This is a genomic window from Mixta mediterraneensis, assembly GCF_030283135.1.
In the GTDB taxonomy this organism is placed as follows: Bacteria; Pseudomonadota; Gammaproteobacteria; order Enterobacterales; family Enterobacteriaceae; genus Pantoea; species Pantoea mediterraneensis.
On record NZ_JASUAZ010000023.1, the window covers coordinates 28,621 to 50,921 of the forward strand.

Annotated in this window: 21 protein-coding genes and 4 pseudogenes; 20 read left to right on the forward strand and 5 right to left on the reverse strand. The window is 49.7% G+C overall.

The window, feature by feature from the left end; genetic code table 11:
• Positions 1-77: 77 nt before the first annotated feature.
• Positions 78-656, forward strand: a complete 579-nt coding sequence (gene lpcA / locus QRY16_RS13995) for a D-sedoheptulose 7-phosphate isomerase (protein WP_193403685.1) — start codon at positions 78-80, stop codon at positions 654-656.
• Between the two features lie 50 nt (positions 657-706).
• A complete protein-coding gene (locus QRY16_RS14000; RefSeq protein ID WP_289777013.1) occupies positions 707-1,474 on the forward strand; it encodes a class II glutamine amidotransferase in 768 nt (255 codons plus the stop codon).
• On the opposite strand, the gene dpaA is transcribed toward QRY16_RS14000, so the two are convergent.
• On the reverse strand, positions 1,445-2,185 hold the full coding sequence (dpaA, locus tag QRY16_RS14005; protein ID WP_289777014.1) for a peptidoglycan meso-diaminopimelic acid protein amidase: 741 nt from the start codon (positions 2,183-2,185) through the stop codon (positions 1,445-1,447). The genes QRY16_RS14000 and dpaA overlap by 30 nt on opposite strands.
• 246 nt (positions 2,186-2,431) lie before the next feature.
• Here dpaA and dinB point away from each other — a divergent pair, with 246 nt between their 5' ends.
• Positions 2,432-3,487 (forward strand): DNA polymerase IV, encoded by a 1,056-nt coding sequence (gene dinB / locus QRY16_RS14010; protein ID WP_289777015.1) that lies wholly within the window; start codon positions 2,432-2,434, stop codon positions 3,485-3,487.
• Between the two features lie 26 nt (positions 3,488-3,513).
• Here the strand turns inward: dinB and QRY16_RS14015 are convergent.
• A pseudogene (locus tag QRY16_RS14015) lies at positions 3,514-3,636 on the reverse strand (sugar ABC transporter substrate-binding protein); the annotation flags it as partial.
• 336 nt (positions 3,637-3,972) lie between these two features.
• Between QRY16_RS14015 and QRY16_RS14020 the strand changes: the two are divergent.
• From QRY16_RS14020 to QRY16_RS22235, 6 genes and pseudogenes are all read left to right on the forward strand, one after another.
• Positions 3,973-4,580, forward strand: a pseudogene (locus QRY16_RS14020) (recombinase family protein); the annotation flags it as partial.
• 14 nt (positions 4,581-4,594) lie between these two features.
• A complete protein-coding gene (locus QRY16_RS14025) occupies positions 4,595-5,935 on the forward strand; it encodes a hypothetical protein (protein WP_289777016.1) in 1,341 nt (446 codons plus the stop codon).
• A complete protein-coding gene (locus QRY16_RS14030; protein ID WP_289777017.1) occupies positions 5,899-8,811 on the forward strand; it encodes a dermonecrotic toxin domain-containing protein in 2,913 nt (970 codons plus the stop codon). The genes QRY16_RS14025 and QRY16_RS14030 overlap by 37 nt, the downstream gene beginning before the upstream one ends.
• Positions 8,798-9,601 (forward strand): hypothetical protein, encoded by an 804-nt coding sequence (locus tag QRY16_RS14035; RefSeq protein WP_289777018.1) that lies wholly within the window; start codon positions 8,798-8,800, stop codon positions 9,599-9,601. Before QRY16_RS14030 ends, QRY16_RS14035 begins: the two co-directional genes overlap by 14 nt.
• Before the next feature lie 77 nt (positions 9,602-9,678).
• Complete coding sequence (locus QRY16_RS14040) at positions 9,679-9,894, forward strand: hypothetical protein (protein ID WP_289777019.1); 216 nt, start codon at positions 9,679-9,681, stop codon at positions 9,892-9,894.
• A 621-nt stretch (positions 9,895-10,515) separates the two neighbouring features.
• A pseudogene (locus tag QRY16_RS22235) lies at positions 10,516-10,681 on the forward strand (Tn3 family transposase); the annotation flags it as partial.
• Between the two features lie 103 nt (positions 10,682-10,784).
• Here the strand turns inward: QRY16_RS22235 and QRY16_RS14050 are convergent.
• Both QRY16_RS14050 and pepD read right to left on the reverse strand, forming a co-directional pair.
• Positions 10,785-10,931 (reverse strand): annotated as a pseudogene (locus QRY16_RS14050) (ATP-binding cassette domain-containing protein); the annotation flags it as partial.
• Between the two features lie 258 nt (positions 10,932-11,189).
• The gene (gene pepD / locus QRY16_RS14055) at positions 11,190-12,647 is read right to left on the reverse strand and encodes a beta-Ala-His dipeptidase (protein WP_289777020.1); all 1,458 of its coding nucleotides are present in this window, start codon (positions 12,645-12,647) and stop codon (positions 11,190-11,192) included.
• Positions 12,648-12,901: 254 nt separating this feature from the next.
• On the opposite strand from pepD, the gene gpt reads away from it, so the two are divergent.
• From gpt to crl, 3 genes are all read left to right on the forward strand, one after another.
• Complete coding sequence (gene gpt, locus QRY16_RS14060; protein ID WP_193403677.1) at positions 12,902-13,360, forward strand: xanthine phosphoribosyltransferase; 459 nt, start codon at positions 12,902-12,904, stop codon at positions 13,358-13,360.
• A 116-nt stretch (positions 13,361-13,476) separates the two neighbouring features.
• The gene (gene frsA, locus QRY16_RS14065) at positions 13,477-14,724 is read left to right on the forward strand and encodes an esterase FrsA (protein WP_289777021.1); all 1,248 of its coding nucleotides are present in this window, start codon (positions 13,477-13,479) and stop codon (positions 14,722-14,724) included.
• A 60-nt stretch (positions 14,725-14,784) separates the two neighbouring features.
• A complete protein-coding gene (gene crl / locus QRY16_RS14070; RefSeq protein ID WP_289777022.1) occupies positions 14,785-15,186 on the forward strand; it encodes a sigma factor-binding protein Crl in 402 nt (133 codons plus the stop codon).
• A 146-nt stretch (positions 15,187-15,332) separates the two neighbouring features.
• Here the strand turns inward: crl and QRY16_RS14075 are convergent, their stop codons facing one another.
• Positions 15,333-16,442, reverse strand: coding sequence for a porin (locus QRY16_RS14075; RefSeq protein ID WP_289777023.1), 1,110 nt, complete (start codon positions 16,440-16,442; stop codon positions 15,333-15,335).
• 238 nt (positions 16,443-16,680) lie between these two features.
• On the opposite strand from QRY16_RS14075, the gene proB reads away from it, so the two are divergent.
• From proB to QRY16_RS14115, 8 genes are all read left to right on the forward strand, one after another.
• Positions 16,681-17,784: a glutamate 5-kinase gene (proB, locus tag QRY16_RS14080; RefSeq protein ID WP_289777024.1), complete on the forward strand. Its 1,104-nt coding sequence runs from the start codon at positions 16,681-16,683 to the stop codon at positions 17,782-17,784.
• Between the two features lie 10 nt (positions 17,785-17,794).
• A complete protein-coding gene (proA, locus tag QRY16_RS14085) occupies positions 17,795-19,048 on the forward strand; it encodes a glutamate-5-semialdehyde dehydrogenase (protein WP_289777025.1) in 1,254 nt (417 codons plus the stop codon).
• Between the two features lie 358 nt (positions 19,049-19,406).
• The gene (locus QRY16_RS14090; protein WP_289777026.1) at positions 19,407-20,138 is read left to right on the forward strand and encodes a S24 family peptidase; all 732 of its coding nucleotides are present in this window, start codon (positions 19,407-19,409) and stop codon (positions 20,136-20,138) included.
• Positions 20,139-20,561: 423 nt separating this feature from the next.
• Positions 20,562-20,840, forward strand: coding sequence for a transcriptional antitermination N peptide (locus tag QRY16_RS14095; RefSeq protein ID WP_193403670.1), 279 nt, complete (start codon positions 20,562-20,564; stop codon positions 20,838-20,840).
• 202 nt (positions 20,841-21,042) lie between these two features.
• On the forward strand, positions 21,043-21,510 hold the full coding sequence (locus QRY16_RS14100) for a lysozyme family protein (RefSeq protein WP_289777027.1): 468 nt from the start codon (positions 21,043-21,045) through the stop codon (positions 21,508-21,510).
• Positions 21,507-21,854 (forward strand): DUF7940 domain-containing protein, encoded by a 348-nt coding sequence (locus QRY16_RS14105; protein WP_193403667.1) that lies wholly within the window; start codon positions 21,507-21,509, stop codon positions 21,852-21,854. Before QRY16_RS14100 ends, QRY16_RS14105 begins: the two co-directional genes overlap by 4 nt.
• Positions 21,851-22,144, forward strand: coding sequence for a hypothetical protein (locus QRY16_RS14110; RefSeq protein WP_193403666.1), 294 nt, complete (start codon positions 21,851-21,853; stop codon positions 22,142-22,144). Before QRY16_RS14105 ends, QRY16_RS14110 begins: the two co-directional genes overlap by 4 nt.
• A 4-nt stretch (positions 22,145-22,148) precedes the next feature.
• Positions 22,149-22,301 carry a hypothetical protein gene (locus tag QRY16_RS14115; RefSeq protein WP_193403665.1) on the forward strand — a complete coding sequence of 51 codons (153 nt, stop codon included), beginning with the start codon at positions 22,149-22,151 and terminating at the stop codon, positions 22,299-22,301.

Here is a 22,301-nt window from a genome sequence, read left to right on the forward strand (position 1 = left end):
TCGGGCGCGATGCTTTGCGCGAGCCGGCCATTCCGTTAAACTTGCTGCGATAAATCTCCTCTTTAAAGGACATCCCTATGTACCAGGACATGATTCGTTCAGAGCTTAACGAAGCAGCGGATACGCTAAATAAATTTCTGAGTGACGAAGCCAATATCCATGCGATTCAACGCGCAGCGGTAATGTTGGCAGATAGCTTTAAAGCGGGCGGCAAAGTGCTGTCGTGTGGAAATGGGGGGTCACATTGCGATGCGATGCATTTTGCCGAAGAGTTGACCGGGCGCTATCGCGAAAACCGTCCTGGCTACCCGGCGATTGCCATTTCTGACGTCAGTCACCTGTCTTGTGTCAGCAATGATTTTGGCTACGACTATGTATTTTCACGCTACATCGAAGCGGTAGGCCGTTCAGGCGACGTGCTGCTGGCGCTTTCCACCTCCGGCAACTCCGCCAACATCATCAAAGCGATTGATGCTGCGCGTGCGCAGGGAATGAAAGTGATTACCCTGACCGGCAAAGATGGCGGCAAAATGGCGGGAACGGCAGACATTGAAATCCGCGTACCGCATTTTGGTTACGCCGATCGTATTCAGGAGATCCATATCAAAGTGATCCATATCCTGATGTTGTTGATCGAAAAAGAGATGGTGAAGTAACAGCATTAGCCTCCTGCCAGGCGGGAGGCATCTTAACTAAGGCGGCGGCTATGTGCGAATTGCTCGGGATGAGCGCAAATGTTCCAACAGACATCTGTTTTAGCTTCACCGGCCTGGTGCAGCGTGGCGGCGGAACCGGGCCACATAAAGATGGCTGGGGCATTACGTTTTATGAAGATAAAGGCTGTCGCACGTTTAAGGATCCCTTGCCAGGCTATAATTCGCCCATTGCTCGTCTAGCGCAGGAATATCCGATTAAATCCCATTCGGTGGTGGCGCATATCCGCCAGGCTAATCGGGGTCAGGTTTCGCTGGAAAATACCCATCCGTTTACCCGTGAATTATGGGGACGCAACTGGACCTACGCCCATAATGGTCAGCTCAAAGGCTATCGCCAACTGGAAACCGGTCACTTCCGCCCGGTGGGTGAAACGGACAGCGAGAAGGCATTTTGCTGGATTCTGCACAAGCTGGCGACACGCTATCCGCGCACGCCAGGCAACTGGCCTGCGGTGTTTCGCTATATTGGCGAGTTGGCGAGTGAACTGCGACTGAAGGGCGTGTTTAATATGCTGCTGTCAGACGGGCGCTATTTAATGGCGTTTTGCTCGACCAATTTATTTTGGATTACGCGGCGTGCCCCGTTTGGTCGTGCGCAGCTGCTCGATCAGGATATGGAAGTTGATTTTCAGGAACATACCACCGCCAACGACATTGTGACGGTGATTGCGACGCAGCCGCTGACAGGTAATGAGACCTGGCACCGCATCGTGCCAGGCGAGTGGGCATTATTCTGCCTTGGAGAGCGCGAGGAATGATTTGGAGGCAGCTTCGGGTTGCGTTAATACCGGGCTGCTGTTCATCACGTATTGACCGCTGCTTACGTTAACCGTAGGGGGTTGATGGTATTTGGCGAAATACGCATAGCCCGGCTGCAGCTCACGCCAGAAACTGGCGTAAGTGGAATAGCGATGACGCTGCATATTGCTGTCCGTCATACGGAACGGATAGATACTAATGCTTACTTGTTGCTGACCATTACGCAACGCCGCATTCACATAATTGAAAATCTCGTCCATATAAGCGTTGGTCATGGCGTAGCAGCCAATTGACTTGCAATCGCCATGGATCATCAAAAAGTTGCCGTTATAGCCCTGCTCGCGATCGTATTGATTTGGAAAACCGATATTGATTGCACGATAGAAGCGGCTATCCGGCTTCAGCTGATTCAGCCTGACGTGATAAAACCCTTCCGGACTTTTAAAATCGCCCTGACGGCGTTTCGGGCCGAGGCCACCCGAAAAGTTGCAGATGCGGTAAGTATCCAGTAGCCGATATTCGTTACCGATTTTACCGTACAGCTCAAGTGTGCGTTCTTCCTTGAAGATCTGGATATAAACCGGCGTGCCGAGTAACTGTTTCTTTAATTCTTTATTCACCGGCGCCAGTTGCTGAACTGGCTCCGGCGTCATTGCCATGCTGAGGGCTGGCATCAAAATCATCGCAAACAGAAGTGCGATTTTGCCCATGCTGTGTGTACCTTGACGTGAAGAAGAACAATGACGACCCAAAGGCGTCTCTGCTTGCATTATCGGATAACTCCGCTACCGCTGCGCAACATTAACATTGTCTGTTTTTTTAGCAAGTCAATGCCCCGGAAAATCACGCTTTCCTGAAGGGAATAGCGGCAGAAATTTGTAAACTTTACTGCGCTTCGCAACAAATATTGCGGTTGCTTTTTTTGACTGTATACTTATCCAGTGCTGGAGGCGGGTATGCGTAAAATCATTCATGTTGATATGGACTGCTTTTTTGCCGCAGTTGAGATGCGGGATGATCCAACGTTACGCGATATTCCCGTCGCTATCGGTGGCAGTCGTGAACGTCGTGGCGTAATTAGTACCGCCAACTATCCGGCGCGTAAATATGGCGTGCGCAGTGCAATGCCGACCGGTATGGCCCTGAAACTATGCCCACATTTACGTCTGCTGCCGGGGCGCTTTGCTGCTTACAAAGAAGCATCAGCGCAAATCCGCGCCATCTTCTCGCGTTATACCGCATTAATTGAACCGCTTTCCCTTGATGAGGCCTATCTGGACGTCACCGACAGCCAGCATTGTCACGGCTCCGCTACGCTGATCGCTCAGGAGATCCGTGCGACGATTTATCGGGAAACCCAACTTACCGCGTCGGCAGGCATTGCGCCGATTAAATTTCTCGCCAAAATTGCCTCCGATTTAAATAAACCGGACGGGCAATATGTGATCACGCCGTCACAGATGCCGGACTTTTTACTGACTTTACCCCTGGCGAAAATTCCAGGCGTGGGGAAAGTCTCCGCAAAGAAGCTGGAAGAGATGGGCCTGCATACCTGCGGCGACATACAAAAAGCGGATTTGGCGCTGCTGCTAAAACGCTTTGGTAAATTTGGCCGGGTATTATGGGAACGCAGTCACGGCATTGATGCGCGCGGCGTGGTGGTCGAACGCGAGCGTAAGTCGCTGGGGGTAGAAAGAACCCTGGCGGAGGACATCAATCGCTGGGAAGCCTGTTTAGCGATTATTGATTATCTCTACGATGAGTTAGATCGCCGCCTGACGCAGATTCGCCCGGATAAACTGATTGCCCGTCAGGGCGTAAAATTAAAGTTTGATGATTTCCAGCAGACCACTCAAGAGCACATTTGGCCGGTGCTGAATAAGGACGACATGATTGCGGTGGCGCGTAAAACCTGGGACGAACGCCGCGCAGGAAGAGGCGTTCGGCTGGTGGGGTTACACGTTACGCTGGTTGATCCGCAGCTTGAAAGGCAGCTATTGCTCGGCTTATAAACAAGGCGGGCCTTGCCCGCCTGCCATCACTTCTTATATTTCGCTTCCAGCGTGGCAAACCACGGCGCGACAAAGTCTTCATTGCTGCCCCAGCCGGGAACGATCTTGTTCAGCGAAGCGACATTGACCGCACCTTGCTGTCCTGTGAGGAACCAATATAAGCCAGCACCCAATAGTGGGTTTACGGTGAGCACTGATAAGCGCCAGATCATGCACTCTGAAATAGGCCATTCGGGTCAACGTCAGCCCATCATCCGTTAATGCCAGTAATAATTCTCTTTCCGACAGAGAAATAATCTGCCATCTTGCCATATAGTTTCCCCTCGTAAATTGTTTAGCAGGATATGTTTTAATAAAATGCTTATCGCATAAGGGGATACCCTGCCGCCATAACCAAAACGTGACGGCATCCAATAAATGAAATAATTTAAATACGATAAAAAGGTAGAAAAAGATTCATCAGAGCTTAATTAAGGGCATAGCCGGAAGAACAGTTCGCCGATCAGACAAAAGATATACTGGGCAGTTCGTTCAGGAGCGGGGGCATAAAGTAGCTAGTCACTACTAGGAAAATATCAGCGGTACAAAACTTGACTGCCCGGAACGGGGACGCTCACTGGTGGACAGCCACCGCAATGCTATTTTACTGGTCGAGCAGAAAGTCCGCCTGACCCGTCTGAGTAACAGCGACAGGATGACGCTGAAAAGGCTGATAGAACAACACGAGCTGCGGATTGTCAGCCTGGATGTGCCCTCATTATGGCAGGCACTGGTAGACAAAGATCTTTCGCAAAATGACCCTGCCATCCGTGCTGTAATTACTGCGATTAACAATATGCTTATCGATCTGATGGCCGCAATGTCTCATAAAGACTGACTGAGCCGCTGCCAGCGGCAAAAACAGAGTCTTGAAAGTGCACGAGCTTTAGGTAAGTACCGGGGTAAACAGGCCGATCAGGAACGTCATCAGAAAGTCCTGTACTACCGGCGGTTTAAGAAACTGAGTACCCGCGAAACCGCTGAGGCCACCGGGTATAGCTGTTCTCAGATATGCCGTATCCAGACGCTCTACAGATATAAAGTCGTTTTCTGAAAGAAAAAAATCTAATGACGATAGATAAAGGGGACTTAACAGCCAGTTACGGTCGGAAGAATATGCCACCTGTAAACCTCCCCCCCGCCTCATCATCCAATATATCCCGGGTATCCCTGAATAGTTCAAACCCGGAAGACCATGATATCTGGTTTGACGCCATTGACCACGTTGAAATGGAAGAGACCTGGTTTGGCATCCGTGAAGAGCATCAGGCTGACCCGTCAACTTCTGCCGGAGAAGCTGCAGATTCCCGGGTCCCGTTCACGGAAGACTGCCGCCGCTGCGTTCAGCAGTTTGTCCGTACGCTGGGGAAATATGGGGAGAGCAGAATGCTTTCTGTCTGCCTTTCCGGATTACTCCCCGGCACCCCGACCACTCTTACTATCGCAGCAAACAGTCTGTATACCGCAGTTACTGAGCGACGGGATATTGATATTGCAGCACTGCATGCCCTCGGACTGGCATCAGGCTACCTTCCTGAGAATATTAATGCTGTTTCTTGGCTGGCAGCCTTTATCAGGGATACTGTTACCGGCTGGACGGATGAGACTTTCCTGCGGCAGTTTTTTGGTAACGAAGAAAATCACATTTCTAACCATCTGTTTACAGCCCTGGCGGTTACAGCCATTGTTGCAGGACGCTGGATGAAACACGAAGGGGTCCCGCAACGCGGTGTTCTGAAGGTCCCGGCCTTTATGGCTAATATTTTTATCCGCGCCAGTTATTACTGGACCGCGCTGGGAAATATGGCGAGCAGTCTCCCGTCCGGCGCGGAAACTTCAGGAAATGCCGGCATATTACAACACGTTCCCGCTTTTGAGATCGATACGCAGATGGAAATGACCGGAGAGGTATGCAGTGCCCTCACTCCCTGCTCGCCCTCACCACCACGGCTCACTGCATTTTCGTCAAATTCAACTGCCAAACCTGCGGCTTACACCCGGGCGACCGTACAGAACAGGCTTGCCCCTGCGCTGAGGCAAAATACCCATCTCTCTTTGCCTGAACAGGCGCATTATCTGGCTGTGGAAAAACTCCGGCAGGAAAGCGGCCTTTCAAACCTGCTGTATTGTACTAACCTTAAGGCTGAGACCCGCCAGGAAACAAACGACAAGGTTATTACCAACACGCATTTCAATACAAAATGTGATGCCATCGCTTATCCTGAACCGTTGACGAAAGGGGCTGATAGCATACCTGTACTTACCAACATACCGGAAACACAGGTATCCTCGGCAGCAATAAGCCGGAGTGACGGGGATGTGACATTGCCTTTGATGATGGCGGGGACTGCTGCGGTACCCGTGGCAATTTCTTGTATGCAGACTCTGAAAAAAAAACCGTCATTGTAGTTGGAACCACCCTAGCCTTGACCGGACTATCTGCATTAGGGAAAGTTTTATGGGGCAGTTACAATTCACCAGCAGTGCGGGATGCAGATAGAGCCGTTCCTGACACACAACCGTTAGTACGGGATAAAAGCGTGAAGGGAGAGCGTATCATTCAGAATTGCATCACATGTAAGAGTAAGCGTGATCTGAAAGCAAAAAATCAACTATATAATGATCATTATATCTCAAACATGCCATGTCAAAAAGATTTTCAGACATATGGTGGTTTTCAGCCCAAAGGGTCATCAGTATCACCCTCCGTTAAAATCTACGATGCCATGATCGACCTTGTTGGTGAAAATAATCTCATGGAATACGATTCCTTCATACATCTCAACGCCGCGAAAAACGACCCCCTGGGAAAAATTGAAGTACGCAGAGTTAGAAATTCGGTAATTGAAGTGCGTAGGCGAGTAAATAACGCTTGTGCAGTTTTCTCTTCTGGTCAGGCAAAAAAAGAGGAAATTTTAGCCTATCTATCTGATGCATTTAAAATATATGACAAAAGAGTCCTTGACAAGCCTTACAAACGGTTGGAAGAGAGGTTCTTAAGGGCAGGCGTGCTGGTTAGACAGAGCTTCCAATCCATAACTTTTTTTGAACGACGAGATAAGAATATCCCTTTACCCCCCACTAGGGATAAGTACCCCATGGTTCTTGTTGACAAAAAGAACACAACGGTAACAATCAAAATTAACCTGGAAGCGTTAGAAAGCGCGTCGAAAGAATGTTTGGCTCAGCAGTCATCAGCAGGTTATGACCCCGAGCTGACGGAGACGCTCCTGCGGCAGATAATCATTCAGGCAGGAGGCACGCAAGATTTAGTTACCCTGCCTGCATATCAAAATGAGCAGGGACTCTCTCTGGGTTCATGTCAGCAGGCCCTGCTCACTTTCGCTAATAAAAATCAGCCTGCGCAGGTGTTAGCCGGTAAAGGAGCTGTCTATCCTGATGATAATGCGGTATGGGAGATACTGAACAAAACGCATAATGTAATCCTTACAGACGAGATGCGGGATGAAGCTAAAACTAAGCTTCAAAATCGACAGGATGAATATTATCAGAGAAAAACAGGTAAAAGTAATCCCTCACCGCATGAGCAACAAGCGATCTTTAACGACATAAAATGGGTATACACAGGTTCAGAAAAAGATTTTGAGGCGATGAAATTCTTCAAAGATCCTGTGTACCGGGCAGATATAATGACCGCCAATACCGACTCGGCAATGATTTACCTCTGGGATATTGGAGCGGAAAACGTGCAAAGCCTCCAAACCGTCCACACGGATAGCTTCATAGCCAACGAGGACTCTATTGAGTTGAAGCAGAAAGCGCAGGAATTACTATTCGAATATAGTGCCATCAGCGCTTATCAAATTGTAAAAAACATTGCTGGAAGCAAAATTTATCAACGAACGGGTCAATTCATCGATTCAGACAGGCTTTATCTCGTCCAGTTTAGGGCGGATCAAACGGTAAAAAACAACGACAGCTATACGGGCTATGCACACAATGGCCAGCCAATATCTAGCCAGACACTAACGCAAGTCTTTATTGATAATTTTAGCGCCTTTCGCCAGCGTACTGACTTTCCACTGTACAATTGTGTTAGAATTCATACCAGAAAAGATCCTGGCGAAATATTCGTGCCCGACGATGGTATTGGCGCTTCATTTAAGGAGACTGATTTTTACGATTTTAGGTGTGCTGGCCCCGATGAACTCACGGGCGTATATCAGGTCGATGCCAGTGCAACGCATTTCGGTGCTGAGAATGAAGTTAAGTATCTTCCTTCCGCTCTGAAAGAAGACATCTCTAATGAAGACGTCCTCGCAGAGGTTGGAAGGCGTCAAAAGGAATACTGGCGCAAATACAGCGAAGACTGGCGAGCCATGACTAAAGGCCAGTTCATAGCACGGGCGCGTTTAGCCCATGTCAATCGCACCCTTTCACAATCGGGGTATGAAATAGTCATAAAAGGCGGCGCAGCCAACATTATCCTTTACGATCCGGTAACGATGCGTGAATTGTACGAACCTGCCAACGCCGATCCTTCGGTGGAAGTGAGTTTTTTATATGCTTATCATCTCAGTCTGGAGACCCCGCTTCGGCGTAACGTTAGTGAATATTATAGAACCAATATACTCTGCTTCACTGGCAAAGATGGGCGTGAAGTTCTTTATCTCCCTGGGGACGATGACAACGCATTCCGTGAATTTAAAGATGCGGAAGAGCTGAAAACATGGTTTGATCAACAAATTAAAGGAGAAGAGTCCCGCAACGCAATTCTTCAACATTTTTCGCTGGTGGATCGGCAAAAAGGGGTCAAAAAGGCTTTTGAAGAGTGGGCGAAGCGTGAAGCGGCTACTAAAAAAGTTAATAAAGATGGGATACGTTATTATAATAATGATTTAAAAATTTATATCAAAAAAAAAGGAATTCAAAAGGTATTTACCACTAAGGATGCCTTCTCTGCCCTCACTCGGTTAACTAAAGAACGCATGGCACAGGAGACAGATGCCTTAATCTGTTCAAACGGAGAAATTATTTTAGAACAGGCTTATAAAACAGTTCAAACATTGATGATAAAGGCTTACCCCGCAGCGATGATAACCGGGCCTGTGGGTATATTTTTAGGAAATACTTTGTCTGCCATACAACTGGGTATTAGTATAGCACGCCTGAGCATGGCCGATACGCCGGATGATTTAAAATTTGCACGGATAGATGTCTCTATAAATTTGCTTACTTTTAACTTAGCTGGGAGCGTTAAGAAGGCCATAAACAAAAAAGCGGTTAACTCTGCCACTCCACCAGACTTTATTGAAAACAGATGACATCCTCCCTAAAAAACAGCCGGAGTTTCTGCAGCTTAGTCATATAATAAGGGGAAAGGGTCTGGGTGGCAGAGGTGGCTTGCAGCGGGTCAAAAAGCCGGTTGGCGAGAATCTAAATTTACTCTGGATTGATGATGACATCGGGATAACGGAAATAGAACTGCAAAAACAGGTATTTTCTCGAGGAGAAAGTGCCGTGAAACTCCGTGCATTTCGTCAATACCCGTCAGGTTCCTGCCATGGAGCAATGGTTGAGGCTTTTATTTCGCTCAAAAATCAGGGCGAACAACCGAAAGTTATTGGTTTACTCATCTATAAGACCCCCTGGGATGACGCGCCGTCAAATCATTTTGCCGTGGTTTTACAGAAAGATGCTTCCAATTTTGTTGTCGACCCCACTATCCGTCAGTTTGATAGTTTTTTACCTGAAGAGGCGACAATATCAACCCTGAATAAATGGAAAACGATGATGATTGATAAAGTCGGCATTGGCAAGAATTCGGTGATCGTTATGAAAATGTTTGATAATCCTTTATTGGCGAAGCAAAATGTGGGTGAACTTCATGCAGTAAAGGGTAAGTATTTTCAGAGTTCTTTAATCGATCAGGATAATATAAACATTTTGAAAAGTGGAGACAAGTTTAAAAACGCTATTATTAAGGACATTCGTGACATTAAGACTGAGCTGAAAAAACTGCCTGGCGACTCGCTAGAATATGCTGATGCTAAGCAAGATCTGGAAAGGCTTATGTTACTGAAATCTCATTTCTCCATATTGTCATCCAGATGAAATATAAGTCATACACCAGATAGATTAGTGCTGAATTTATATCGCAGATTTTAGACTATTCAGTTCTTACAACAGACATGCCAGCATTACGTTCAACAGGAGACTCCAGAGGTATTACCTTAACTGTTACAGAAAAGGGTTATATTAAAATAAAAAAAGACGCCTGGATTAAAATTGGACAATCAAAAGATTTCTCTTACCGGTTCCCCTCCTCGGGGAAAAAACCACTATCGATGGATTTTGATGAAAATAAGAAAAAATGGAATTTTCCTGGGCTTAACGTTAAAGCTTGATGCCGTTCCTCTAAACGCAGTCAAACCCGCTCAGGGCGAGCTTGATCAACCCGGCCCTTCGACCAATCGATTTCTTTGAGGCCAGAGTTGTACAACCGAGAGTTAATCCCCCTATTGCTGATGTTAGTCGCTTCAGAATAAAGAGATAACATTAAGCGTGGAGGGTTATCTATAAAAATTCTGACGACATTGCCTATACCATCGATGAATTGCCCAGCATGGGGATTATCAGCGGAGACTATATAGGTATGTGTAATAGCCCGCCTGCTCATACCCTGCTTGTGCAGGATTTTAATTTACATAACTGACTCAAAAGGGTGGCCATAAGCTCTCCCGAATCAGGAGAGCAGTTTAACCCCTGGATTTGATTTCTGGCGTTGGATATGGATCACTTTCGCACCGTTAGTGCCAGTAAGAGATAGGTTTGAATATATTTCTAAATAGCTGCGAGGAATAGTGCTCCACTTTTTTCAAGCCCTTGCAGGACAAGGGCTTGGGCTGCTTTCGCTGCCAGAAATTGCTGTATCGGGCTTGTGATGTTATGCCCTTACTCAGCTAACGCAAGCCAATAAATCGCAGATGTAGCGGTATTAGGAACAGCTATTTAGCACTAACTCCAGTTTTGATAAGGACTATCGCTGCCGTATTCTGACGCAACACAACCGGGGAGAAGGGTGTCAAGGGCCATCTGTTACGGTCAGCGCGGTGTGTCAGAAAACGTTATCGTGAAGGGCAGAAAGACCAACCGGGTACACCGGGTCTGGTCACTAACGCCGTGGTACTGTGGAAGGGGTCTGACGCTTAGTGGAACGAAACCTCATGTTAAGTAATGTTTGCTTCCGTCGAAAGGTCAGAAAATAGCCTTAACGTACAATAATTTTCGATATCTAAACTGACCTCTGTTTGGCATCGCGCGGGCTGCGTATCGACACCTTTTTGCCGTCTAGCAGTATCTCGCCGCTGTAATGACTATGCGCCCCGGACAACACGGCCATCAGCGTCGATTTTCCAGCGCCATTCGCGCCCGTCAACGCATGTGAAGGAACCTCTGTACGAAATAACGGCCGCATTGTTTCCTGAAGTCACGGGAGCGGCAACAATCGAAAGCGCATAAGCTAGCACAAACTCTTATTAGCCATCCAGACATCTGGACATAATGGCGTCTATAACTGGATGTAACCGATAGTGTGGTGATTTAAGAGGAAATAGAGAGTTAACGTAGTGTTTTATGCTGACTTAAACCGGCGGGTATAAAAAACCAGGCCGTAGCCTGGTGGATTAAGCGGAGGAAAAAATTATTTTTCTGGAACCACAGCCAATAAAGTTGTCAGTAATTTCCAGTAAAGCCCGACGCTTTTAATATGCACTTGCTCATCAGGCGAATGCGGACCGGTAATCGTTGGCCCAATGGATACCATGTCCATATCAGGATAGGGCTTCTTGAACAGGCCACACTCCAGACCTGCATGGATCACCTGGATATTCGGCATCTTATTGAACAGAGCCTGATAAGTTTGACGCGTCAGCGCCATAACTGGCGAATCCGCATCTGGCTGCCAGCCAGGATAGCCGCCTTTCGGCCTGGTCTGCGCGCCAGCCAGCTGGCCGAGTGAAGTCAACATTTGCACCACGTAATCGCGGCCGGTGTCGATCAGCGAGCGGATCAGGCAATTGATTTCAGCGTTATCAGCATCCATGGTCACCACGCCTACGTTCAGCGACGTTTCGACCACACCTTTCGCCACGTCAGAATTGCGAATGACCCCATTCGGCGTGCTGTTCAGCAAATTCAGGAAGCGATCGCGACTGTCAGCCGTGAGCGCCTGTCCCTGATGTGCCAGTGGCTCGGTCACCAGCGCGATATTTTTCTCTTTCACACCGTGCTCATTTTGCAAAGCAGAAAGGAAATGCGCCGCAGCGGCTTTCAGTGCATCAACCTTGTGATTTGCCACCGCCAGCGTAGCAAACGCTTCACGTGGAATGGCGTTACGCAGCGTGCCGCCGGTAAAGTCTATCAGGCGCACATCCAGCTCAGCCGCATGCGCCGCGAGAAAACGCGCCAGCAGTTTATTGGCGTTGCCAAACCCCATATGGATGTCGGCACCGGAGTGGCCGCCTCGCAGACCTTTCAGCGTCAGCTTCAGGGTGTCGAAATCAGCGGGAACCTCTTCACGCGTCAGCGACAGCGTGGTGATAAAGTCGATGCCGCCCGCACACCCCATGTAGATCTCACCCTCTTCTTCAGAGTCGGTGTTGATCAAAATATCTGCCTGTAGCCAGTTTGGTTGCAAACCAAACGCGCCATCCATGCCGGTTTCTTCGGTCATGGTCAGTAGCACTTCCAGCGGGCCGTGCGTTAGCGTGTTGTCTGCCAGGACCGCCAGCGCCGATGCCATACCGATACCGTTATCTGCACCCAGCGTAGTTCCACGTGCCTTCACCCATTCGCCATCAACATACGGCTGAATAGGATCTTTGGTGAAGTCATGAACGGTGTCGTTGTTTTTCTGCGGCACCATATCCAGATGTGCCTGCAAGGCAACCGGCGTGCGTTTTTCCATGCCAGCGGTTGCCGGTTTACGGATCAGGATGTTGCCAACCTGGTCGCGTTCACACCAGAAACCTTGCTCTTTAGCCCGGTCCACAATATAGGTGGCAAGCGCTTCCTCATGGAAAGACGGATGAGGAATTGAGCAGATCTTAGCGAAAATATCCCACAGCGGTTGTGGCGAAAGTTGAGACAATTCAGACACGACAAGTCTCCTGTGTCAGTGCGCCGGATGAACCGGAGGGCGCGAGTTTCCAGTGAAAGATCGCCGCCAGAGAATCTGACGAGATGGGCCTGAGAATATCACTGTTTTTTGCCAGGTGCGTAATCAGACGCGTTAAAAAGCCGCAACCGGCGCGCGGGTGCTGGTTTTTAACGCGTCATATCCTTATAATCTCGCGCAACCTTTTCCCTGTTGCACATTTTTTAAGCCAATCCGGTTGGCTGGGATACCTATTTATGAGCGAAAAATACGTCGTTACCTGGGACATGCTACAGATCCATGCCCGCAAACTGGCTCAGCGCCTGCTTCCTGTTGAACAGTGGAAAGGCATCATTGCTGTTAGCCGTGGCGGCCTGGTACCGGCTTCGCTGCTGGCGCGTGAACTGGGTATTCGTTATGTCGATACCGTGTGCATCTCCAGCTATGACCATGATCACCAGCGCGAAATGAAAGTGCTGAAGCGCGCAGAAGGCGATGGTGAAGGCTTTATCGTGATTGATGATCTGGTTGATACTGGCGGGACGGCGCAGGCCATTCGCGATATGTATCCTAAAGCGCATTTCTGCACCATCTTCGCTAAACCTGCCGGTCGTGAGCTGGTGGACAACTATATCGTCGATATTCCGCAAAATACCTGGATTGAGCAGCCGTGGGATATGGGCGTGGTTTATATTCCACCCATTGTTAAAAGCTGATTGATTTAACCCAAACAACGCCCGGTTTTCCGGGCGTTGTCCTTTCTGCTTCTCGCACCTTGTTATGCCGTGCAGTACACTTAGCCATTGCCGCGTTTGCTGCAGGAGAACGTCGTATGACGAGCAAAAATCTTAGCGAAGAGCTGTTTAAGCCGCGCTTCAAACACCCCGAAACCTCTTCACTGGTTCGTCGTCAACCCCATGCCACCAGCGCTGTGCATTCCGCCCTTGATGGCGACAGCCAACGCGGCTGGTATCGTATGCTCAATAAGCTGATGTGGGCATGGCGCGGACTGACACCGCAGGAAATCAGCGAAGTACTGGCGCGTATTGCCATGAGCAACGCCGGGCACACCGATAATAGCTTGCTGGATACGGTCATCGGTTATCGCAGCGGCAACTGGCATTATGAGTGGTGTAAGCAGGCGGCGCACTGGCAGCAAAAAGCGCAGGAAACGGATGAGGATCCCCAGGCAGGTAAACACTGGTTACATGCCGCGCATCTGTACAGCCTTGCCGCATACCCTTATATAAAGGGCGATGAGCTGGCCGATCAGGCCCAGGTGCTGGCGAATCGTGCATATGAAGAGGCCACCAGACGCTTTCCCGGCGAGCTGAAATCCCTGACCTTTCCCATCAGTGGCGGTAGCCCGGTGAACGGTTTCCTGCATATGCCGCCTGGCGTTAAGGCGCCTTATCCCACCGTGTTGTTCTGCGGCGCGCTGGATTCGCTGCAAAGCGATCACTATCGCCTGTTCCATGATTATCTTGCGCCGCGCGGCATGGCCATGTTGATCATTGATGTCCCCTCGGTGGGATATTCGGTGAAATGGACGCTGAATCAGGACACCAGCTTTTTACATCAGCAGGTGCTGCGGGAGCTGCAAAACGTGCCCTGGATTGATCATACGCGCGTCGCGGCGTTTGGTTATCGCTTTGGCGCCAACGTCGCGGTGCGGCTGGCTTATCTGGAAACGTCGCGTTTGCGCGCGGTAGCCTGCCTGGGACCCATTGTGCATAGCCTGTTTACACAGCCTGCTTTGCAAGATGCGGTGCCGGATATGTATATGGATATGTTCGCCAGCCGCCTCGGCATGGCATCAACGTCCGACAGCGCATTACGCACTGAGCTAAACCGCTATTCGCTGAAAACGCAAGGGCTACTTGGCCGCCGCACGCCAACGCCAATGCTAGCGGGTTACTGGCAAAAAGATCTGTTTAGCCCGGAAGAAGAGGCAAAATTAATCGTTAATTCGTCCTCCGAGGGTAAAGCCCTGTTGATTCCGGTTACGCCGATGATGTCCAGCTTTGATCGTGCGCTTAATGAAATTTGTGACTGGCTGGAGAAACGGTTGAAAAGGTAACTGGCAAAATTTACAGTGTTTGCTACAACTATTAGCGGTTAAAACGAATGGAGATTTAGCATGATGTTACCGAGTGGTCATCCCCGCAGTCGCCTGCTTAAGCGCTTCACTGAATTGGGACCGTATATCCGTGAAGGAAAATGTGAAGAAACGCGTTTCTTTTTCGACTGCCTGGCTGCCTGCATCAATGTGAAACCGGCCCCGGAATTGCGCGAATTTTGGGGCTGGTGGATGGAGCTGGAAGCCCATGCCGATCACTTCACGTACGTTTACCATATCGGCTTATTTGATAAAGAAGGCGACTGGTCTGTCGCAACGATCAAAGGCAAAGAGAACAATCAACGCGTGGAAGAAACCTTACGTAATTTCCACACCCGCCTGAAAGCCATGTTGAAGACACATGAATTAGGTCTGGAACCGGCCAGCGGTTTCGATGAAAAACCTGTAAAATTGAGTGCCTGATACGGCATTGCATCCAGAAGAAAAGGGCGAGTTAAGGAACTTGCCCTTTTTTGTGCACATTCGCCTTGAAGATGAAGTGCAGCGCTATTTCGTTAGCTCTGCCGTACAGCAATCAGGAGGGCGGCGGGCGTAGAAATAGCGCAAATTCAGAACTGATAGGTCACGCCTAATGCGACAATATCATCGGTGTTTTTCGCCAGCGTATTGTTGTCATCCAGCAGGTTGATTTTGTAATCAACGAAGGCAGACATGTTTTTGTTGAAGTAATAAGTCGCACCCAGGTCAACAAACTTGTAGTAATCCGCGTCCCCGATACCATTTTCAATATCTTTAACCTTGGTCTGCACGTAAGCTAGAGAGGGACGCAGGCCGAAATCAAATTGATACTGCGCCACGACTTCGATTTTTTGTAATTTATTCGCGTAGCCGCTTACCGCGACATCATTACCCGCCACCTGCGCCGTACCGCTGATTGGGTTCATATAGCGGGTTTCCGCATAGTTTGCTGCCAGATAAATGCCATCACGGTCATATTTCAGGCCCGTTGCCCAGGCTTCAGCTTTGTCGCCACGACCATAAGCGGTATCTTTCTGATCGAAGGTACGGTTTGAAGAAGAGACGGCGCCTTTGATGCTCAGGCCTTCAATGAGTTTATAAGAAAGTGAAGCCGCCATGCCGTCGCCATTTGAGGCGGAGTCAGAGCGGGAGGCGTTTTCATTTTTGCCCTGATACTGCAAGGCGAAATCTAAACCATCAACCAGACCAAAGAAGTTAGAATTGCGATAAGTTGCTACGCCATTAGTTCGGGTCAGCATGTAGACGTCAGCAGAGGTGTAAGCGGTCGCACCAAACTCTGGCATCATATCGGTAATGGCTTCCACATCATAAATCAGGCCGTAGTTACGACCGTAATCAACGGAGCCGTAGTTGCCAAATTTCAGGCCAGCAAAACCAAGACGCGTTTTATTACCCACATTGGCGTCGCTTTCTGGGTTGTTCAGGTTGTACTGATATTCCCACTGACCATAACCTGTCATCAGATCGTTGATTTGCGTCTGACCTTTGAAACCAATACGAACATAAGATTTGTCAGCATTGTTGCTGGCGTTGGTGTCTGCATCACTGATGTAACGCATTGCTTTAAGCTTGCCGTAAAAATCCAGCTTATTACCGTCTTTGTTATAAATTTCTGCTGCGTGTGCAGTTGATGTCAGTGCCAGTGCTGAGACCAACAGTGCCAGAAGGCTTTTCTTCATTTAAAAATCCCCGATGAGTCAATTTGTAATTTATATAGAACCTTTTGTAAAACAGGGACTTTTTACCGTCTGGCGATGAAAGTTTTATGACACTTTTCCTGTTTTCTTGTTAATAGTGAACTTTTGAACTACGTCCTTGTGAGGTGATTTTCTTGCTTTTCCCCTGCTGGCTGTTGGCTTCCTTCCCGACTCCTGTTAAAACGTCTTTTCGCATATATTTTTCACGACGGCAGGAAATATGAGTGGTAGTCAGACCCTAGTGGTCAAATTGGGAACCAGCGTGCTTACTGGCGGTTCACGTCGGTTGAATCGAGCGCATATGGTGGAACTGGTTCGTCAGTGTGCGCAGCAGCACGCGGCGGGCCACCGCATTGTGATTGTCACCTCTGGCGCGATGGCCGCCGGGCGTGAACATCTTGGGTATCCCGAACTGCCGCCTACCATCGCCTCAAAGCAGCTGCTGGCTGCGGTGGGGCAGAGCCGTCTGATTCAGCTATGGGAGCAGTTGTTCTCTATTTATGGCATCCACATTGGCCAGATGCTGATAACCCGCGCGGACATGGAAGATCGCGAGCGCTTTCTTAATGCGCGCGACATGCTGCGTGCGCTACTGGATAACCACATCGTTCCGGTGATTAATGAGAACGACGCCGTCGCTACCTCTGAAATCAAAGTGGGCGATAACGATAATTTATCCGCGCTGGCCGCCATGCTGGGCGGCGCGGATAAGCTGCTGTTGCTGACCGATCAGGAAGGATTGTTTACTGCCGATCCGCGCAATAATCCCCAGGCTTCACTTATCAGCAATGTACATGTGATTGATGATGCGCTGCGCGCGCTGGCAGGCGGGAGCGTTTCAGGGCTGGGAACGGGTGGCATGTCAACCAAACTCCAGGCTGCTGATGTGGCCTGCCGGGCAGGTATTGAGGTCATTATCGCGGCTGGCAGCCGCAGCGGTGTGATCGCTGATGTGATTGACGGCAAGCCGGTCGGCACGAAGTTCCATGCTCAGCAGTCACCGCTGGAAAACCGCAAACGCTGGATTTTTGGCGCGCCGCCCGCCGGTGAGCTCACCGTGGATGATGGCGCATTATCCGCTATTCTTAAGCGCGGTAGTTCGCTGCTGCCAAAAGGGATTCGTGATATTCAGGGCAATTTCTCCCGTGGCGAAGTGATCCGTATTCGTAGCCTGCAGGGGCGTGATATTGCGCATGGCGTGTCGCGCTATAACAGCGATGCGATGCGCATGATTGCCGGACACCACAGCCAGCAGATCAGTGAAATTCTCGGCTATGAATATGGCCCGGTGGCGGTTCATCGCGACGATATGATCGTCAGTTAAGGAACAGGCAATGCTTGAAGAAATGGGTAAGGCGGCGCGTGCCGCCGCATATAAGTTGGCCGATCTGTCGACCGCTGAGAAAAATCAGGTCTTGATGAGCATCGCCGATCGTCTGGAAGCAGAAAGCGCCGACATTCTGGCGGCGAACGAGCAGGATCTCGCCGATGCACGCCAGAATGGCATGAGCGCCGCGTTGCTGGATCGCTTAACGCTAAATCCGCAGCGCCTGAGTGGAATGGCCAACGATGTACGTCAGGTATGCCGGTTGGCCGATCCGGTTGGACAACTGATGGATGGCGGGCAGCTTGACAGCGGCCTGCGCATTGAGCGTCGTCGCGTTCCGTTAGGCGTGGTGGGCGTGATTTATGAAGCTCGCCCAAACGTGACGGTAGATGTTGCCAGCCTGTGTTTGAAAACCGGTAATGCCGCAATTTTGCGGGGTGGCAAAGAAACCTGGCGTACTAATGCCGCAACGGTTCGCGTGATTCAAAATGCCTTGCAGCACCATAATTTGCCGACGGCGGCGGTCCAGGCAATTGAGAATCCCGATCGTGAGCTGGTGAACCAGCTGCTGAAACTTGATCGCTATGTCGATATGCTGATTCCACGTGGCGGAGCGGGGTTGCATAAGCTGTGCCGTGAAAACTCAACCATTCCGGTCATTACCGGCGGCATCGGCGTTTGCCATATCTACATTGATGAAACGATGGAGATTGAGCCTGCGCTGGAGATAATTGTCAATGCGAAAAAGCAGCGCCCCAGCGCCTGTAACTCACTGGAAACGTTGCTGATTGATCGCGCCATCGCCGAGCGCTTTCTGCCGGCACTGAGCGCGCGCATGGCGCAGGAAAATATCCTCCTGCATGCCGATGAGAATGTACTGGCCCGGTTACAGCAAGGCCCGGCCAGCGTCACGCTGATCCAGCCGGGTCATTATGATGATGAATGGCTGTCGCTTGATATGAACGTCAAACTGGTCGCGGATATGGATGAGGCAATCGACCATATTCGTCGCCATGGCACGCAGCATTCTGATGCCATCCTGACTCGCAGTACTCAACACGCCACGCGTTTCGTTAAGCAGGTGGATTCTGCGGCTGTGTATGTTAATGCCAGCACCCGCTTCACTGACGGCGGACAGTTTGGCCTTGGGGCTGAAGTTGCGGTCAGCACGCAGAAATTACACGCACGCGGACCGATGGGTTTAGAAGCGTTGACCACCTACAAATGGATTGCGTGGGGCGACGATACGCTGCGTGCTTAATTCCTCTTTTATTCAAAAACGGGAGCCTTTTCAGGCTCCCGTTTTTTTTAGGTCGCTTATTTCGGTCCAGTTAATAGTAGAGCTTTAGCGGTAGCTGAATGTTTTCTCTGCCAGGTGCTGACGTTGAGGCTAAAAGGTAGAGGGAATTTTAGTCAATTCTTTGCGGAACATTCCTGAAAGCCATGGCTGTGACAGCCGTAAAACAATATTTTTTGGCTCGCGTAAACGTGAAGAGGATAATGATAATTAGAAATGCTTGATAAACCGGTTAGGTGGTAAACGGTCGGTAATATAAAATGAACTGGTAGCAATAATGAAAATAACATCCAGTACCTCTTCAATGGCTGATTATTAACTAATGGTTAAAAAAGAAAGTACGAGACAAGCTTTCACCGCCAGGCTTATCGCCGCTTGCGAAAGCGCTGGCATTGTTGGACATGGACGAAACAAACAGGTTGCCAGAGCGTTACAACAGCAGGGTTGTAAAATATCCACGCCGGGGGTGTGGAAGTGGTTTAACGCGCAGTCGGTGCCGGATAACGGCAATCTACTGGCGCTCAGCCGTCTGCTTGGAGTCAGGGTTGAGTGGTTACAGTTCGGAATGGAAAAATCCGCTGTACCGTTGTCGTTAAACGCTTTAGCGGGTCACAAAAATGTATTCAGGGTAGACAGCCTCGACATTGGCCAGAAAACCGCGGCGGGTATTCCAGCCCGTGATGAATTCGTCGAGACCATTCAGGCAATTGAATACGGTCAGGATGAAGCGCGGGTGTTATTCAACGGACGACCGGCTGAAAACATTCGTCTGATTGCGGTTAATAATGACTCCATGGCTGATACCTTTGCTCCACGCGATCAGCTGTTTGTGGACATCAGCGTGCGCGTCTTTGATGGTGATGGTATCTACATTTTTACGCTTGACGATCAGCTTTACCTGAAGCGCCTTCAGCTCCAGCACAGAAAAATTGCTGTTATTTCAGATAATAAGCGCTATGAAACCTGGTATCTCAGTTGCGATGAGGTCGAAAACCTGAAAGTGTTGGCGAAAGTTATTATGAGCCAGGCACGGCACTATCAGATTCTGGGTTAGCTTTGTGGTCAAACGGGCCTGTCTTTCACGTCGCCGAAAAAATAATCGGCATAAATTCAAAAAGTTAACCAATAGTAAATAAAAAATTAACTATCAGTGTTTGATAAAGCATAAGAACCTGTTAATAATTTGAGCATGGATGAACGAAGCTGTTTTCTCTGGGATGAGCTGCTCTTAAACAATTGAGGCGCTGCACAAGCGCGAATCATACCACCCAAAAGTCAGTGAACTTTGGGATGGGGTGGATGCGCAAAATGCAGCGTCGTCAGATGCCGTCTGTTTTCCTTCTCTTACTCTCCACCTGGCTGTTATCAGTCGGGCGGAAAGCCTGTGAGCGTTAACAGAAGGCATTCGGGCCCGTTCGGCATACCGAAAGCTCGCGCCTGCCACCCCATCGCCAAAGACTCATTCACAGGAGGAGTTATGGCGATTATCCACTATGGCAAAAGCGTTTTTACGGGCAACGCACGCACTCGTCGCCATCGGCGACGCCAGCCTCTCAGCCGTCTGAAGCAAAGTATCGATCAGGCACTGAACTACGAACCTGAAACTTTCCCCCTACGGCGCGCCGAGCAAATCTGTCAGCGTCAGGTTACCCCGCGCGTTGAGCGCGCAATCACCGCGCCGCGTTCACAAACCCAGGAAGCCTCTTCTTTCGATAATTGCTGCCTGCCACATGTCCATCTCTACGCCGTAAGCTGAGCAGCAAAAAGCGCGTCTTTTTAACGCCAGCTTTTCAGTTATTTTTCCAGTTTTTTCTGGATGCAACTTTTCGGCTCACTCTTCAGTTCTGTTGCAGCTTCAGCCATATCGATGACTGCACTTAGCCTGGTACTGATCAGTGAGCGTTATGTATTTATTTCCACAGAGCCTGAATTGTCTGTGCCGTCATTGAGGAATTTTTATGAGTCAGATTATTGCAATGCTGAATTTTGAAGAAGGTTACGTTGATACGCCTTATCTGGACACGCTCGGCTATCCCACCGTGGCGGGTGGCATCCGCATCGGACCAAAAGGTGCCTCACTCAGCAACTATGTTTTTCGTGTTCCGCGTCGCGTTGGCGATGTCTGGAAGCAATGCATCCTGGAAAGCAAGCTCCAGGAGATGCAGGCGCGAGAGCCTATCAGCCATGCCTTAACCAGGTACAATGACGCGCGCACAGACGTGTTGCTGAGCATGGCTTATCAGTTGGGCGTGGAAGGAGTCGGACAGTTTAAAAATATGCTCAGCGCTATTACTGAGGAGAACTTTCCGGAGGCGGCTAATGCCATGCTGACCAGCCTGTGGGCGCGTCAAACGCCAGGGCGCGCCCGTCGCCATGCTGAAGTGATGCGTACCGGTACTTACGACGTATACAGGGGGCTGCTATGAAATGGCTATTTTTCCTGACCGCTGTACTGACGGCGATCATCATCGTATTGATTTTACAAAGATTTACCACGCTTCAGTTTGTCTCTCATGCGCGTCTGCTATTCAGAACATGGTCAGTCTGGCTGGCTTCGCTCGGTTCAATACTCAGTGCATGGGTGCAATCCTTCCCTTCGTCTGCGCTGGAGGCGTGGAATACCTTGCCAGAGGACGTTAAATCCATTTTGCCCCACAACTACCTTGGTCTGGTCGGCGCTTTTATGGTGGCGATGGGGGTCATTGCCCAATTTGTCCGGCAAAAAAATCTACTGAATGTGAAACAGCAGGCAGAGGAGGGGAAATCATGACTTTTCTTTCCACGCTGCTGGGTGGCGGTTGGCACTGGCTGGCGGCGTTGGGTGCCGTTATCGCCGCATTAGGCGCTAGTTACTTTGGCGGCAAAAAGATCGGCAAGGTGCAGCAGCAAGCTAAAGCCGATGTCGACAGCGCGCATAAAGAAGCCGGGCGCGCAGCGGATATTGCCCATCAACAACAGCAGAATCGCGAGGAGGCTAAACGTGTGGAAGCTGACAACAGTAACCTTGATGACGCTGCTGCTCGCGATAAGTTGCAGCAGTCGAAATACAACCAGCCCTAAACCGGTGGCGATCACCGATTCTGCCTGCGTATTTTTTTCCCCGATTTACACCCACGGCAACGATGCTCAGAACATGGATATTCGTACCGTGCGCGCCATTAATACCCACAACGACATGTGGGATTCCCTGTGCGGCCACTCGGCCAAATCGAAGTAA

Coding starts and splice junctions, on each gene's coding strand:
- QRY16_RS14025 (WP_289777016.1), top strand. CDS start 4,595: ATGACGATAGATAAAGGGGACTTAACAGCCAGTTACGGTCGGAAGAAT.
- proA (WP_289777025.1), top strand. CDS start 17,795: ATGCTTGAAGAAATGGGTAAGGCGGCGCGTGCCGCCGCATATAAGTTG.
- lpcA (WP_193403685.1), top strand. CDS start 78: ATGTACCAGGACATGATTCGTTCAGAGCTTAACGAAGCAGCGGATACG.
- QRY16_RS14000 (WP_289777013.1), top strand. CDS start 707: ATGTGCGAATTGCTCGGGATGAGCGCAAATGTTCCAACAGACATCTGT.
- QRY16_RS14110 (WP_193403666.1), top strand. CDS start 21,851: ATGACTTTTCTTTCCACGCTGCTGGGTGGCGGTTGGCACTGGCTGGCG.
- QRY16_RS14095 (WP_193403670.1), top strand. CDS start 20,562: ATGGCGATTATCCACTATGGCAAAAGCGTTTTTACGGGCAACGCACGC.
- crl (WP_289777022.1), top strand. CDS start 14,785: ATGATGTTACCGAGTGGTCATCCCCGCAGTCGCCTGCTTAAGCGCTTC.
- QRY16_RS14100 (WP_289777027.1), top strand. CDS start 21,043: ATGAGTCAGATTATTGCAATGCTGAATTTTGAAGAAGGTTACGTTGAT.
- dpaA (WP_289777014.1), bottom strand. CDS start 2,185: ATGGGCAAAATCGCACTTCTGTTTGCGATGATTTTGATGCCAGCCCTC.
- frsA (WP_289777021.1), top strand. CDS start 13,477: ATGACGAGCAAAAATCTTAGCGAAGAGCTGTTTAAGCCGCGCTTCAAA.
- gpt (WP_193403677.1), top strand. CDS start 12,902: ATGAGCGAAAAATACGTCGTTACCTGGGACATGCTACAGATCCATGCC.
- QRY16_RS14105 (WP_193403667.1), top strand. CDS start 21,507: ATGAAATGGCTATTTTTCCTGACCGCTGTACTGACGGCGATCATCATC.
- QRY16_RS14090 (WP_289777026.1), top strand. CDS start 19,407: ATGGTTAAAAAAGAAAGTACGAGACAAGCTTTCACCGCCAGGCTTATC.
- dinB (WP_289777015.1), top strand. CDS start 2,432: ATGCGTAAAATCATTCATGTTGATATGGACTGCTTTTTTGCCGCAGTT.
- proB (WP_289777024.1), top strand. CDS start 16,681: ATGAGTGGTAGTCAGACCCTAGTGGTCAAATTGGGAACCAGCGTGCTT.
- QRY16_RS14040 (WP_289777019.1), top strand. CDS start 9,679: ATGCCAGCATTACGTTCAACAGGAGACTCCAGAGGTATTACCTTAACT.
- QRY16_RS14075 (WP_289777023.1), bottom strand. CDS start 16,442: ATGAAGAAAAGCCTTCTGGCACTGTTGGTCTCAGCACTGGCACTGACA.